This is a genomic window from Serratia proteamaculans (assembly GCF_008830365.1).
Classification (GTDB): Bacteria; Pseudomonadota; Gammaproteobacteria; order Enterobacterales; family Enterobacteriaceae; genus Serratia; species Serratia proteamaculans.
Genome location: NZ_WBKI01000008.1, coordinates 135890 through 150755, shown reverse-complemented (window position 1 = coordinate 150755; position 14866 = coordinate 135890). Strand labels below are relative to the sequence as shown.

Here is a 14866-nt window from a genome sequence, read left to right as displayed (position 1 = left end):
TAAAAATATAAATAAATACAAAATTTAGCATAAAATTTTATATAAACAGTAAAAACAAGTATATATGGAGATGGCAACTTTCCGGGTGTTAAGATTTGTCTTATCGAAAGCCTGACGAGCAAGCTGACTAATCATAAGCCTAAAAACGTCAATGATCTTTATTTTTTGAGGTGTATATCACGCCTTAGAAACCGAATTAATAACCTAGAAAACCGACAAGTTGCACGCCCATTACCATGAAAACTTTTTATTTCATGCGGGATTTTTCACACCAAAGGAAAGTAACAATGGAAAAACTAATCAAACAAAGAGGTAGGGTTAAAAATTACTGCCTGATTATTAAAGACAGAAAATTAACGATGAGTAATATCCAAAAAACTGTCGGCATCAGTAAGAACCAGGCGAAATTGCTACTCTGCCTGATCAATGAAATACAGGAAAAGAACAGCATCATCAATTATATCTGGGGCATGGGGGACGCCGAGAAAAACGAGAGTAACTACCGTCAACTGGTCCGTCGGACCCGGGCAATATTGGCAACACATGGTTTTCCTGATGATACCATTGTCACTATTCCAAACTACGGATTATGCATCAACAATAAGCTGATGGAAAAGTCGGTGATACCCAACAAACTATCAATGAATATTTATAATGATCATGCAGTTCTTTAAGGCAGGATGATAGCAGTCATAACTAAAAATTAGCCACAACGCATTCATAAGCAGGTTTTGAAACATCTCTATAAAAATCATATTAAAGATAAGGATTATTTCCGTGAATAATTAAATCGTCCCCTGGAGCTTTCTTTTAGGGGAAATTTTATTTTTTATGGAAAACTTAGAGCACCAAAATCGGAGCCCGGGGTGCCATTCATACAAGCATCCAAGATCACCCTGCGTCCAGGAACCGCCATTGCTCCACTTGTCCGAGAATGTGAAACCGCGGCACGTTCAATGGATTCATGTATAGGACTCCTTCATGTTCCCCCACCGAAAAACCGGGGTTGTTGGTCCGCTGGTTCGCGGTATCCCACCATCAGCCTCGAACAAAGACCGTGCCAGGAAGACGGTGAATTGATTCCAGGCCATCAAGACTGTATAGACTCATCACCTATAGCGAGGACGTCATGTTGCTATCAGGACCTTATGGTACAGGGCCTTCCGTCCATCGTACGTGTGTCCCATACACTATAGATCGCTCATCGTAGATGGAACCGCCGAGTCAGGATTTAGGCCCGCCAGTATTACCCAAGAAGGACGTTGTTCAGTTATACTCCATGATCAATACGCTGCTCGCGTTATATACCCCCCCAGTGTTTTCCGTCCCGACCGTCGTCACGACGAAGTCCAACGGCACAGAATCCCCGCGCGCATCCAGTGTTACCCCTTGTGGCCCGATCGTCCGTCCATTAACGGATAAGTTGGCGGTCAAGGAACGCGTCAGGACAAGGGCAGACTGTAGTTTCAGAGTAACGTTGGTCGCGTTCGTGCAAGACAAGAAATGGCGCTGGCTTATCCGCAGGTTGTCTGTTCGCCCAGCAGCCACGGTCCCAAAATCGTAGATCATAGACGGGATACTGTCGCAATTAACGTTCGGCGGCGCTGGCGTGGAACACACGGTCCCGGGTAAGTTGATGCCGACGGCAGGCTCCGAGCCGGTCTGATTAGGCCAGTACTGGAAACATGCCAGTGCGCTTGTTACGTAGGGAATCCCTGCACTTGTCGCCCACGCGGGTTCATTCAATGTCCCCGTAACGCCGTATTGCGAGACCCACCGGGCGCGGACTGCGGACAGGAGTTCCCCCTTGGTGTATCTTATGGTGAGTTGTGATACATGCGGGTTATAGGCACGTTGCCAATTGTCAAAAGGGGTGAGAATCGTCACAGACGGACCCAGCCAGCACGATGCTCGTACGCAAGGCAGAGGCGTGTCGGGGGTGTCCACAGTAGGCCATCCGAATGTGACTTCCATGGATAGGAGGCCTCCGTTATTGGTTATTCTGCCGCTGGTTGAATAAGACGTGGCTTCAGCGACGTTCGCACAGCCGAGCCATATCATGATCGCTAATCGGCACATAGGTGTGTGTAACATCTGGTAATTCTCCGTTGTAGCGCGCCACAACCCACCGCGCAGCACTCAGTAATTTCAACAGCAAACACTCAATACCAGCTGGATTCAGCCGCTTGCAATTGACTGTTTGCCCAAATTTTCCACCGAGCTTCATACGCCCGCACCTTTGCTTCGATCGCTGACGGAGTCAGCCCCTTAGCTTTGGCTTGCTCGTAAAGCCGCGTTCGTTTTGCTCGATGGTTATCTAACGCTCTGGGCGCTATGGTGGTGCCTGTGGGGGTAAACCATACCCCCAGCCAGTCAAATCCACGTTCAATTCTCCCCAGTTGGGTTTTATCCGGATGAACTTCAAAACCGCCCAGCTCGAAAAATTCATATAATCGCTTAACCGACCGTCGCAATTGCCAGCGGCTGCGGGTAAGCACCACAAAATCATCCATGTAACGCGCATAAAAGGTTCCCTCCTGTGCTGCAAAATAACTGTCTACGTGATGTAACAGGCTGGCACCAATTAATGGACTCAGCGCGCACCCACGACAAATGCCAAACTCTGGGGTGTGAAACTCGCCCGCATCCTCAACGCTGTAATACAGATATTGTGTTATCAGCCCCACCAATATGGGGTCAGAGACATAACGCTCCACCTGCGACAGTACTTGCCCTTTACGGATATGCCGGTAATAACCCCGAATATCGGTACGGTAAACAAAAGCATATTCGTCACTGGTAAGGGCTTGCCATACCTGACGGATCGATTGCCGACCACCGCCCTGGCCTTTCACATGGGCGCAACGTTCATGGGTCGGCAACAGGTGCTCCACTTGCATCGCCACCCACTTCAATACCAGTGCATCCGACGCGCACCACTGTACCCAGGAATAGCCAAAGCGATGATGTACCTGCATGGCAGTTAGCCGATATCGGCCAGACTTTGCGCTCTCGAACAACGCCTCGCCACATTGTTTCCAGTGATAGCGCAGATGCCAAATATCCGCGTCTGCCGGAGCATGCCTGCGCCGCAGGCAAAGCCACTGCCAGGCACGTTGCCAGCAAATCTCCGCGTTATTCATATTCCAAACTAAAAGTCGCTACCGCACTGAACGGCCCGCGCTCGATGGTTGCTTTGGCTATCGCCTCAGGCTCACCCTGCACATAGGCTTTAAAGGTGAGCAGGTTGTCGCCCTTGGCCAAGGGGTATTTCTGCCCGCTCTGGTTCAGCGGCAAGGGCTTGCCTTCAGGGGTTTCCATGCCGATGGCAATGCCGGAAGCCTGGCTACCGCCTGCCAGGGCCAACAAACCGGGTAAGTGCGGGTTCTCATTACCGCTGAAACGTACCCGCACCGTCGCGCCCAGGCTGAGATCGCATTCCGCCAAATGCAACGCAAACTGCTGCCCGTGGGTGCGCTGATTCAGGTACAGGTATTTGTCGATCACCGTGCCGAAATCCAGCTGAATATTCTCTTCACCCGGCGGGATCACGCAGGGCTCAGCCACCAACGCACCATGAAAACGCATGTTGTCCGCCCCTGTCGCCAGCGGGCTGAGCAGCAGCGCCACCCCGGCCAAACCAGCATGTAGCCAACACCAACGGCAGCCGTTATTCCTTTGCATCCATTCCGCCCCCATCATTGATAATTCGCCTGTAGCGTCGCAGTGGCGACAAACGCCCCCTCCTTTAAGGTGGCACCCGGGGTTTTTACCGGCACGGCTTCAAGCAGCGGTGGGCTCTTCGGGTCAATACCGATCGGCTGGTTCAGAGTGAACGGTTTGCCGTTTTGCAGCACCCGAATGCCCAAATCCGCCAGATTAGTTCGAACTGCCGCCATGTCATAACCGGTCTGCTGCCCCCTCAGGGTCAAGGTCATATCCAGCCCGCTAGCCCCCGGCTCACAGCTGATTCGGTAGTTCAGGGCTTGCTGGTAGTTCACCCCGTCAACCTTTTTCACCCCGACGCGGTCGCCAAAATCGACGTCTACCGTTGCGCCATCGTTAATCCTGCAAGGCGGTGGCTCAATCAGGGTGCCGCGAAACAGCAGATTATCCGCTGCCCATAACGGCGAACTGAGCAAGGCCCCCAGCAGCAACAATGCCCTTACGGGTAAATCACACGTCATCGCAGTGCTCCTGCTATTGATAATCCACTTTTAGGGTGGCTCCTGCCGAGAAAGCGCCTGCGGTCAGCGTGCTGCCGGCGCGTTTGGTCGGTGCCGCATTCAACGTCGGTATCCCCGGGTAAGTAAACTTGATCATGGTATTCAGCGGCAGCGGTACATTGGCATCGGTGACAAACAGTGCGATACCCAAATCAGGTTTATTGGTGCGTAATACGTTGTAGCCAAATCCCGCCCCGGAGCCTTCTATCTGCAAAGTCATGGCGTTGGTCGTGTTGCCACTGCACTGCACACTGTAAGGTATCTGCCGTCGATAATTACTGCCGTCCACCCGGGTGGTCAGCACATCATTGCCAAAATCCACCTCAATAGTACGGCCGTAGTTAATGGTACAAGGCGGCGGTGCTACTACCGTGATCCGTACCGTTACCGTGGTCACCGCTTGTGCCAGCGTGCCGGGTAACAACAGAGCGCAACTCAGGCACAGCTGTGCCAGGCGTCCACGCGGGGTGATGCCGAGCAAAGCACTAGTCATAGCTCAACCCAAAGTTCATCTGCGCCCAGTAAGCGCCAGCCTGTAATGGCGCGCGGGTGCGCTCGGGAGTGATGTGATAGGTCAATTCGTTCTGCCCCGGGGTCAGCAACAGCGGCGCACCACGGCTGCCCAGGCGCACATCGCGCCCGCGTACATCGGTCAACCGTAACCCCAAACCGCCCGCCCCCTGCACCTTCACCAACTGCGGGTTATCGGCATCTGCCGGTGCGTTAAAGCTGACGGTAACCGCAGGCTGATCGGCGCTCCATAACCGGTTGCCGGTGCGGGTATCCAGACTGCGCGATGGGCCCGGCAGGCAGTCTTGCAGTTTTAACTGCACTGCTACCGACGTACCTTGATCACCTGTCTTGCGCAACCGCCCGCTTCCCACCTCGCCCAGATCTATTTCCTGCCAGGCGGAGGTCATATCCAACCGGCAGGCACTTTCAGTTAAAGCACCCTGTACACGCAACACGCCATTGGTGCCCTCAACCTGCCAGTTATCCGCCGCCTGAGCACCCGGCAGCAACGAAAACACCGCACCAATCACCAACGGCACCATCAGCACCGCTGCTGCCTGGGTTAACAGATAATGGCGTTCATGGCGTGACAGCCGGTGGCGAAAGCTTTTCCCCGTTTTATGCTGCATCTCTCACTCCTTTCCCGCGTCGTTGTGTTACGCCGTCAGTGGCTGTCTTTTATCGGCTTGGCTGTACAGTTGCCGCCATTGCAAGTGAACTGCAACTGCGGACGACCGCCGTAATCGTTGATGTAGGTCAGCACCGGGCTATTGCCTAATGCGCTGGCGCTGGCTTTAAGGGTGCCTTTACCCTTTGGCTCCACCATCAGCGGATCAAAATCTTTAAGTGACTCGCCCTTCACCTTGCTGCTACCGTCCACCAGGGTGACGAAATACGGCGTCGGATTATTCACCACATAGCTGTCACCCTGTTTGCTCAGGGTGATTTTCTCCTGCCATGGCGTATCGCCAGAGCTGGTCATCAACGCCTTCGGCCGGTAAAACAGTTTGATGCGCGTTTGCAACGCAATCTGCAGCGTATTGGGTTTGTCGGTACGCGGCGGGATCTCGCGCAGGTTGAAATAGAACAGCGATTCCCGATCCTGCGCCAACAGGTTGGCAGCCGGTAGCCCCTGCACTTTGACCTGGCTCTTGGCCCCCGGCTCCACACGCTGCACCGGCGGCAAAACGGTTAACGGAGTGGTGATCTTGTTGCCCTGTGCATCCTCAATCCAACCCTGCGCCAGGTAAGGCAACTGCTTGTTCTCGTTGCTGATGTTCAGGCTGAGGGATTTTTGGCTGCCGTCGTAAATCACCCGGGTACGATCCAAAGCGATCGCGGCCTGGGCTGATTGCGCTGTCAGGGCAAGTAGTACGCCGGTAATCAGTGTTGTTGTCATGGTCAATTTCATTTGGTGGTTCTCATTCAAAAAACATTCAGTCTTGGTTAAAACCTGACGGCCAGGGCCGAGTTCAGATCGCTTGTTCTTCCAGCAGGCGGCATGGCAACAGCAGGTCCGTCACGCCGCTGTTGGGTAGCACGCCCGGTAACGTCAGCTCGCACTGCGCCTGCCCAGCCCAGTGCACGGTCATGGCCTCACCGGCGTTGATGCCACTCAGGTAAATGCTGCCGCCATCGTTCACAATGCCCACTTCCTGCTGCTTATGGTTCAGCACCGTGGCACCAAACGGCGGGGTGGAACCGTCCGCCAGACGGATCACCGCCATGGCTTTTTCACCGGCGATCACTTCAAAGTGCCGATAGCCGATCGCCCCTTCGGTTAAGGTTGCCTGCACTACCGAGCGGGTGGCTTCGGCGTTATCGGGCAGGTTGTTCAGATCAATGCTCACCCGATTGCGGTAATAACTGCCCACATCGGCCACCACCACTTTGCCAAAACGGTTTGACTCGGTGCTGGCGCCATAGCCCTGGATGGGGATACCGGCCACGCCATCGGTGTCCAGCAGCATTCGAGTACCCCCCATGCTGCCAGCACGGTGTAGTGCAGCGCCCTTCAGCGTGGCGGTAGCCCCCCCCTGGAACGACAACCCCAGTGAGGAGTAGCTCCCTTCCTGATAGCTGGCATTACCATTCATCTGGGCGATATCCCCTTGGTGACTATAATAGCCACTGCTCCTTGCCCCGCCGCGTGAAGTCCCCGCACTTAGCTGATAGCTGTCGTGGCCATTCACCGGCTGGAAGTAACTCACTTGCTGGCTGTTGTCATTACGATCCCAACTGCTGTCGTAGCTGAGGGAACCTTGGTTGCCCCAGGGCATTGAAAAACGCAAAAACATGCCGTCGTCGTTGACGCCGTTGTATTTATTTCGGTAAGCATTTACTGAAATATTCAGGTTTCTGAATCGCCCGATATCGAAGTAACGCTGCAGCGACAGGTTGTAACGGTCATTCGCCGGTCGATCCCAATAGGTCTGGTGCTGATAATCCAAATAGGCACTCAGCCCTAAACTACGGAACTGCTGGTTAAAGGTGATGGTGTACATCTCCTTGCTGTTTTGCGAACGCGTCCCATAAGTACGGGCGTCCAGGTACTCGCTCATGCTCATGTAGTTCTGCTCTGAGAAGCGGTAACCGGCGAAAGTGACCTGGCTGTCATAGTCATCAAAGCGTTTGGAATAGCTCAGGCGGTAAGAGCCGCCGCTCAACGTTTTGTCGGTAAACGGCAAACGAGCGCGGGACTGGGTCGCGTCAAATGACAATGCGCCAAACATCAACAAGTCACGGCCAACCCCGAGTGCCAATGCGTTATAGTCACCCCCGGCTACCCCACCGCCATACAGCGACCAACCGTTGCTAACGCCCCAGGAAAACTCGCCGGTAGCAAACACTGGGCCGTTGACATGGTGACGCCAGTCGTTGGGCCGCCCAGCCGCCAGCTTGTAGCGTACGGTTCCTGGGCGAGTCAGATAGGGCACATTGGCAGTGTCCATCTTGAACGCCTGCACGCTGCCATCCTGTTCCTCTACCCGGATATCCAACTGGCCAGAGACCGCACCATTGATGTCCTGAATACGGAACGGACCTGCCGCCACCTGAGTCTCTTGCAATACCCGCCCCTGCTGGCTGATCACCACTTTGGCGTTGGTTTTTGCGATACCGGTGACTTCCGGCGCATAGCCGCGCAGGTTCGGCGGCAGCATGTTGTCATCGGTCGCCAAGCTGGCACCGGTAAAACGGAAGCTGTCGAAAATGTCGGAGTTAAGATAGTTCTCCCCCATCGTCAACCTGGCACCCAAACGTGGGATCGCCCGGTAAGCGTAATAGCGACTCCAGTCCCAGCTATTCTGGGTTGACTGCCCCGAGCCGGTCTGGTGATCGAGCCGGGCCTGCCAATCCGCACGCAGCCGCCAGGCACCAAAATTGGCACCTGCAGTGCCGTTGCCGCTAAGGTTATAGCTTTGCGTGCCGCGCTTTTGTTGCCGCTGGGTTTGAGTATTTATGTTGTAGTCGAGCAGCAACCCAGGGATGCCTTCATCCCAGCGCGAAGGCGGGTCCCAATTGTCTGAGGCGTATTCCAGGTAGGCCTGCGGAATGCTCAGGTAGAGTTTTGCCGCGCCCAAATCCCCTTTGGCACTCATACCCGGCAAGCTGCCGGGCACCACACATTGTTGTTGATGCCACCAGGTCAGCTTACTCTTCATCTCCGGCTTTAAGCCTAATTGCTCTACCAGGGCCGGTGTGACGCAGGGTTCGCTGCCTTTCGGGTCATCATCCGGCGCATAAAAAGTTACGGGCTGCTCCAGCAGCTCTTGCTTATTAATGTGTACCGCCATCACGTAGTCGCCCGGCATGATGTAACCGCTGCGGGAAAACTGATCTAAATCTATATTGCTGCGATCGTTAACATCCAATACGTCGGTGTTAAAACTGAATTCATGGGCTTGCGCAGACACGATAGCGCCGCTGATGATATAGCTGATTATTAATCCCAGGGTGCGCGGACGCGAAGGCAATGCCTTAAAATAAAATAACGCCATTATTTCAGACCTTTTATATTATTCCATTAAGCGCTATTTCCATTATTTTAAATAATGACCACGCAATAAATTTACCCATCATCAGTGGGGAACTGCTGGCGTTGAATCAGTAATAATCCATTTTAAATTTAATTGTCGAGCTGTACTCGCCAGCGCGTAAAACCTGCCGATTACTCACCAGGCGTAAAGAATAATTTAACAGCATCTCACTCGGCGTAATTTCGCCGAAGGGCAGCGGCTCACCTGGCGTGGCGATATGACCCTGACCGTCGGTTATCTGCAGCGCAATACCTTTGGCCGCACCGGATACGCTAAACAATCCAGTATCCGCATGCCCATCAAAGGTGATTTGAAAATACCGCCAGTCTGGTAACATTTTGTCGTTACGCACCAAAATACAGTTCACCAAGCGAATAGAAAAGGGCCGAATGACTCCCTGACCATCACGGGCAATTTGGCCAATTGGCAACACGCCCATATTGATGGTTTGGTCGCGGCTGCGGGTGTCTATCGCGCAGGCGGTTTCAATAATCGCCCCTAACATACTTACCCGCCCCCACCCCTGCGGCTGAGCGGCCCAGGCAGGGCCTGCAGCACAGAGACTCAACAGCAAAAATAGGGTGTAACCACCTTTTTTTCTGGACATAGAGTTGCTCGAAAATGGCTGCTGAGGAGACATGCATGTGGGTAACCCCACATGCATAACCTTTTAGGGTCTTACTCGTAATCTAAACCAAAGTTAGCCACGCTCTGGAAGTCACCCGGGACGATAGTCGCGGACGCGCCGTCCCCTTGCAGGTAGGCTGAGAATGACAAGGTATTATTGCCTGTCAGGAGCGTCTGTGCTTCAGCCGCTTTGCCCAGCGTAATCCGATTGCCGCCACCGTCTTTCAAAACGATGCTGGCGCCACTAGCTGTGCCAGTAATACCCAGAGTGTCTTTCGTGACGCCTTCAACCCCAGTGAATTTTACTTTAACGGACTTACCTGCAGTACCAAAGTTGCATTGTTCCAGACGAATTTCGAAATTCTTTGGCATTGAGGTGCCCGTTTTATTATTTGCAGCCAATGCCGAGTTAGAGATCTGCCCCAAGTTGACGGTCTGGTCGATAGTGTCTGGATCGATGGAGCATGGCGCATCAATGATCGAGCCGGTAAAGGTTACGGTACCGTGGCCCTGTTCTTTATAAGCAACCTCCCCAGCTGCGTGAGCAAAAGAAGCGATCCCGAAGGCCAAAGAGACACCCAGAACAATCTTGTTCAGTTTCATTCTATATTCCTTTAAATGCTTAATGGTGAGAGCATCCAATGCGAATATATTGAATATATATCACACGGCTCTCAGAATTTATTGAATACTTAACGACATTATTGATAACAACAATAATAGTTGATACAAATTTACGATCAGGAACTCACTATTGATAATGCGAAAGCCCTTTGCGTCGGAACATATTATTACAAAATTAGTTACATGATGAAAAGTCAAAAAATAGACACAGGTCAATTTCGCCACGAAACCCCAATTCAATTTAAATAATGTCACGCGAAAAAACAAAAAAACCACCAAAAGCACCATGAAAAGAACATAACACTACAAAAACAAATATATGCGATGCAATGATCTGACAAATGTTGATTTGCGACATAATCGTGGGATAATGCGCAAAAACACGCCACGCAGGCACTCTAGACATACTCCGCTGAAAACATAGTTTTACTCAATGAATAACAATAGGTTACCCCCTATCCATCAAAGGTGGGGTATCACGAAAGTATAGACCGTTAATGAGGCTCAACAATTAACATGCATAATCTTATGCAATTACCGCAATATACGCGTCGTCACTGGTTACCATCGGGGATAATATTATTTTGGTTACTGCTTATCATGCCACTTTATCTACCTAATATGGGGGGGAGTGGATTAACGCTGCCACAGAATATTATTTCCTGGTCCGCTATGGCCGCCACCGTCACCGCTATTTGGTTGACACTGCCCGCAGGCCGAACCGTTCATCTCACCACGACGGCCTGCGGGTTATTGTTCGGCATTGTGATTTTGGGCATTCCTTTGCTGTATACATCCTCACCCTGGCACGACGTCGCTGTCGCACGCTGGTTGGGGCTACTGGGCGGCTGGGTTTTCTATTTGTCGTTGCTGCAGTACAACAGACCTCGCTTTTGCCGCTACTGGCTATATTACGCAATTTTGGCAGCCACCGCTTTCCAGGCATTTATCGCTCTGTTGCAGTTCACCGTACCGACAATGATCCCTGCGTGGTTTGCCTACCCGGTGCTACATGGCCGAGCCTATGGGGTGTTCCAACAGGCAAACGTGTTAGCCAGTTTTATTGCTACCGGAATGGCGTTGACGTTAATGCTGTTTCTGCTCCCCGGCTTTACCTGCAGCAAAGGCCGCCATGAGCGCCTGCGAACCCGTGGGTTAGGGCTATTGTTGGTACTGTTCCCGGTTGTGCTGGTCTGGCTGCAGTCACGAATTGGCTGGTTAACCGGAGCGGCCGTTGCATTGCTGTTTTTATGCCGTTATAGGCATGTGGCCCCCCGGCGAACCAAACAAGCTGCCGGGCTGATATCCGCAGGGTTGCTGATTGGCGTAACGGCGCTGTTACAGGGGTTTTATGCAGAAGATGGCCTGCGCTATGTTAGCCATGATTTCTCCAACCATGCGCGTTACACCATGCTGCGCGATACGCTGGCGATGATTGGTCAGAAACCGCTATTCGGCTGGGGCTACGGCGGTTTCGAGTACAGTTTTCAGCATTTTCGCCTGGCTCAGACGCCACCCACAGCTATCACCGAAATCGCCCGGCATCCGCACAATGAACTACTGCTTTGGTGGGTTGAAGGGGGCCTGGTGGCACTGGCTGGTATGCTATTGCTGTTAGGGTATGGGCTGAATCTGGTCAGGGCGGCATTAAAGCAGGATCGCGCCAATAGCCGTATATCGAAACACCCGGCAGGTGAAGCGTCCGCACTTTGCATCGTGTTACTACCCATGTTGCTGCACACCCAAACCGAATACCCCTTTATTCTTTCCACCGCACACTGGGCGATCTTTTTACTGCTGCTGGCACAGTTGGATCGGCTGACCAGCGGAGTAACAGAGCGACGTTCGCTTTCAGCACCCACAAGTGCCTTTCTTGGCGGCATGATCCCGGCGCTGTCCATCGCAACTCTGCTGCTTGCGGGTTGTGGACTGTATGCCAACCTGGCATTAACCACCGTTGAACGTAACCATTTAGCCAACATTGAGCCAGCCCGTACGGCGATGAAATATGACCTGTGGGTGAATAGCGAACGCTGGCACTACGACCAACAGACACACGCTCTGCTGGCCTTTAACCAAACCCGCGATCCTGCTCTGCTCGACGGCTATGTACGCTGGGCGCACGACTACCTTTCCCGCCGGGTCGACAAGAACGTTTACGCTTCCTGGCTGGCTATCGCGCAATACAGGCAAGATGCGCAAACCCACCACAAATTACGCCAGGAGGCACACAGCCTGTTCCCTAACGACGAACGTTTTCTAGCCCCCTTTATCCCACAACAACGGCCGGAAGCTGTTTTATGACACCGAGATTAAAAGTACTGATCATAGATCCGGATCAATTTTTCGCCGCCGGGATAACAAAACTATTAACAGCGCATTTTCATGCCAAAGGCATCGCTTTGCGCTTTATGAACAACCCGCTGTCGTACCCCATGGCTGATTTGATCTTCTGGGCACCAGGTTACTCTGGTAGCCAGATTCCGAGAGGGCTACTGACTGAACGCTATCTGTCATCCAGGCTATTCATCATTACCTCTGGCGATAAAACGCCCCTGACAAACCGCATTCTTCAACGCGTGTTTAATCGGCGCCAGTCTTGCACCGTTCTACTGGCACTGGTGGATGAAGCACTCAGTAAAAAGGTCCCCTATAGCCATCCGGAACTGGCTGCCGGTTTCAATTCAGTGGACTTACTGACGCCACGCCAGCAAGAAGTGATGTATTACGTTTCCAAAGGCATGAGGGTTAATAAGATCGCCGACAACATGCAGTTACATGAAAAAACGGTAAGTAGCCATAAGCGGGCCGCAATGGACAAATTGCGGCTTAAGCGCACCACAGAATTACATGACTGGCTGATCAACAACCCAATTACGCGAACGTCCGCGTAACCCAAAACAATGAAAAAACATCGAGAAACAAGGAAGACAATGAAACATCATCAGATCGTATTACAGGCCAGCGTTTTGGCTTTTGCTCTAATACTGACGGGTTGCCAGACTGCACAAAAAACCGCGAAGAAACCGCTCCCTGAACAGAAAACGCAGACCCCAACCCAGGCAGAACTGGAGGCGGCACGCCTGCAACAATGCCAGAAAGAACTGGAGGCCCTGCGTACGGTACAACCCAAGCAGTTCACCGGCTATAAACAGGATTTCGATCGCCTGATGAACGGCGCAGCCCAGTATTCCGGGTTGCGCACCCGGGTGAATGCGGAAACCCAGGACACCGTCGATGCCCTGTACCGTTATCGCGTCAATAAACTGTGCGCGCAGATCGATCAGGCGGTGCTGCTGGGCCTTGCCGAACGCGGTGAGTCTGCACAATGAAAATAGACATGCCACATCTCGCCTGGTTGGGTATGTTTGGCGGGCTGTTACCCGCCTTTATCGCGCACGCCGAGACCAACCCGCAAAATAACATTCCCGCCTTGCTGCAATTTGCCGAGCAATATCAGCAACAAACGCCACCCAAAAAAGAGCCGCAACGCAACTCGGAACCTGGCAAACAAGCCGAGAAAATAATCTCGCGTTCGGCGAAACCTGCCATCACCGAACCCAAGCCTCGCCCCGGCCGTTGGCAAACCAAGGACGCAGAGGTGCAACGCCAGCAGGCCACCATCACCGAGCTCAAACAACAGCTTGCTGCTCTGCGAGAGCAACAGCCAGAAGAGGTGAAAACACCCGCTATCGATTTCACCGGTATCAGCCAACTGGCAAAAAACCTGCGGCAGGCGTTAGCCGTCACGCCCACCGAGCAGCAGGCGGCTGAGCAATTAAAACAGGCCGAACAACAACGTACCCAGTTAGCCACGTTGACATCGAAAAATAGCGATCTCCAGCATCAACTGCTGCTGGCAAGAACCGACGCTGAACGCCGGGTAACGCAGAGCGATAACGCCCTGGCAGCGTTACGCAAAAACAATGAGGTGCAAATCACCCAGTTGCGAACGCAGCTAAGCGCAGCACAGGCGAATTCACCGCAACAGGTGAGCGCTGAGGGCCTTAAAACGGCAAAAAATCGACAGGATTATGCTGCGGGTGTTTCGCTGGGTGAGGAGATACTGCAAATGCAGGCGGAACGTTCACGCTGGGGAGTGAAAACCGATAAGCAACTGATACTGGCTGGCATTAGCGACACCTTTGCTGGCGAACGCCGGTTGGCTGACGACGTGCTCAATGCCGCGCTCGCCAGTGCGGATAAAGAAGTGAATACGGCACGTGAGAAAACCCTGAACGGCCAGACCAAGTCCGCCAGCGACTATCTGGCGAAGTTCAAACAAAACAAACAGGTGAAACAGGCCGACAGCGGGTTCTGGTACAAAATTGACTATGCCGGGGACACGGCGATCGCCGCAGGGGCAAGCGTTGATGTGGTAGTGAAAGAGATGCTAACCGACGGCACGGTAATCCAGGATATGGATGCCAGCGGCGCAACGCTATCGCAACCGGTGGCGGATTTCCCGCCGTTATTTAAAGAAGCCATCTCGCTGCTGAAAAACCACGGTTCAATGACCCTGGTGGTGCCGCCAGAATTGGCTTACGGCGAGAAAGGCTACCCACCCAAAGTGCCGCCAAACGCCACCATGGTATATCAGTTGCGTATTGCGGAAATGTACCCGGGAAAGCATCAACGTGAGAAAGTAAAGAGAGAGTGAACATCGGGAGGACAACAGGTAAGGCAGGATAGCGAACTGCATAACATTCTACCGGCAAGCTACCGGCAAGCCTGTCCTGCAACGCCTGCCGGTATGAGTATTTACGCTCACTGTGATGTTTACCTCCAACACTGTTTGACCAGCTATAAAGGATTTACTGTCCCTTATGTTCCTCCCAT

The 14866-nt window shown here is 52.8% G+C and carries 14 protein-coding genes; 5 read left to right on the top strand and 9 right to left on the bottom strand.

Annotation, left to right across the window (positions count from 1 at the left end; translation table 11 throughout):
- The first annotated feature begins 287 nt into the window (after positions 1-287).
- The gene (locus F8R23_RS21735; RefSeq protein ID WP_151416002.1) at positions 288-674 is read left to right on the top strand and encodes a hypothetical protein; all 387 of its coding nucleotides are present in this window, start codon (positions 288-290) and stop codon (positions 672-674) included.
- A gap of 1488 nt (positions 675-2162) precedes the next feature.
- Here the strand turns inward: F8R23_RS21735 and F8R23_RS21730 are convergent.
- The 9 genes from F8R23_RS21730 to F8R23_RS21690 all read right to left on the bottom strand — a co-directional run bounded on the left by F8R23_RS21730 (position 2163) and on the right by F8R23_RS21690 (position 10006).
- Positions 2163-3143 carry a reverse transcriptase domain-containing protein gene (locus F8R23_RS21730; RefSeq protein ID WP_151416001.1) on the bottom strand — a complete coding sequence of 327 codons (981 nt, stop codon included), beginning with the start codon at positions 3141-3143 and terminating at the stop codon, positions 2163-2165.
- Entirely contained in the window at positions 3136-3684 is a 549-nt protein-coding gene (locus F8R23_RS21725) for a fimbrial protein (RefSeq protein ID WP_151416000.1), read from the bottom strand. The genes F8R23_RS21730 and F8R23_RS21725 overlap by 8 nt, the downstream gene beginning before the upstream one ends.
- Positions 3685-3698: 14 nt before the next feature.
- Complete coding sequence (locus tag F8R23_RS21720) at positions 3699-4187, bottom strand: fimbrial protein (RefSeq protein WP_151415999.1); 489 nt, start codon at positions 4185-4187, stop codon at positions 3699-3701.
- 13 nt (positions 4188-4200) lie between these two features.
- Positions 4201-4719 carry a fimbrial protein gene (locus tag F8R23_RS21715; RefSeq protein ID WP_151415998.1) on the bottom strand — a complete coding sequence of 173 codons (519 nt, stop codon included), beginning with the start codon at positions 4717-4719 and terminating at the stop codon, positions 4201-4203.
- On the bottom strand, positions 4712-5368 hold the full coding sequence (locus F8R23_RS21710; RefSeq protein WP_170288001.1) for a fimbrial protein: 657 nt from the start codon (positions 5366-5368) through the stop codon (positions 4712-4714). Before F8R23_RS21710 ends, F8R23_RS21715 begins: the two co-directional genes overlap by 8 nt.
- Before the next feature lie 35 nt (positions 5369-5403).
- A complete protein-coding gene (locus F8R23_RS21705; protein WP_151415997.1) occupies positions 5404-6150 on the bottom strand; it encodes a fimbria/pilus periplasmic chaperone in 747 nt (248 codons plus the stop codon).
- A gap of 61 nt (positions 6151-6211) precedes the next feature.
- On the bottom strand, positions 6212-8737 hold the full coding sequence (locus tag F8R23_RS21700; RefSeq protein ID WP_151415996.1) for an outer membrane usher protein: 2526 nt from the start codon (positions 8735-8737) through the stop codon (positions 6212-6214).
- 106 nt (positions 8738-8843) lie between these two features.
- Entirely contained in the window at positions 8844-9416 is a 573-nt protein-coding gene (locus F8R23_RS21695) for a fimbrial protein (RefSeq protein WP_244953408.1), read from the bottom strand.
- A 38-nt stretch (positions 9417-9454) separates the two neighbouring features.
- Entirely contained in the window at positions 9455-10006 is a 552-nt protein-coding gene (locus F8R23_RS21690) for a fimbrial protein (RefSeq protein ID WP_151415995.1), read from the bottom strand.
- A gap of 621 nt (positions 10007-10627) precedes the next feature.
- On the opposite strand from F8R23_RS21690, the gene F8R23_RS21685 reads away from it, so the two are divergent.
- The 4 genes from F8R23_RS21685 to F8R23_RS21670 are packed head-to-tail and all read left to right on the top strand — an operon-like array spanning position 10628 to position 14687.
- Positions 10628-12331 (top strand): PglL family O-oligosaccharyltransferase, encoded by a 1704-nt coding sequence (locus F8R23_RS21685; protein WP_244953407.1) that lies wholly within the window; start codon positions 10628-10630, stop codon positions 12329-12331.
- Positions 12328-12921 carry a response regulator transcription factor gene (locus F8R23_RS21680; protein WP_062869158.1) on the top strand — a complete coding sequence of 198 codons (594 nt, stop codon included), beginning with the start codon at positions 12328-12330 and terminating at the stop codon, positions 12919-12921. The genes F8R23_RS21685 and F8R23_RS21680 overlap by 4 nt, the downstream gene beginning before the upstream one ends.
- Before the next feature lie 39 nt (positions 12922-12960).
- Positions 12961-13359 (top strand): hypothetical protein, encoded by a 399-nt coding sequence (locus tag F8R23_RS21675; protein WP_151415993.1) that lies wholly within the window; start codon positions 12961-12963, stop codon positions 13357-13359.
- A gap of 8 nt (positions 13360-13367) precedes the next feature.
- Entirely contained in the window at positions 13368-14687 is a 1320-nt protein-coding gene (locus F8R23_RS21670; RefSeq protein ID WP_244953406.1) for an FKBP-type peptidyl-prolyl cis-trans isomerase N-terminal domain-containing protein, read from the top strand.
- Positions 14688-14866: the final 179 nt, after the last annotated feature.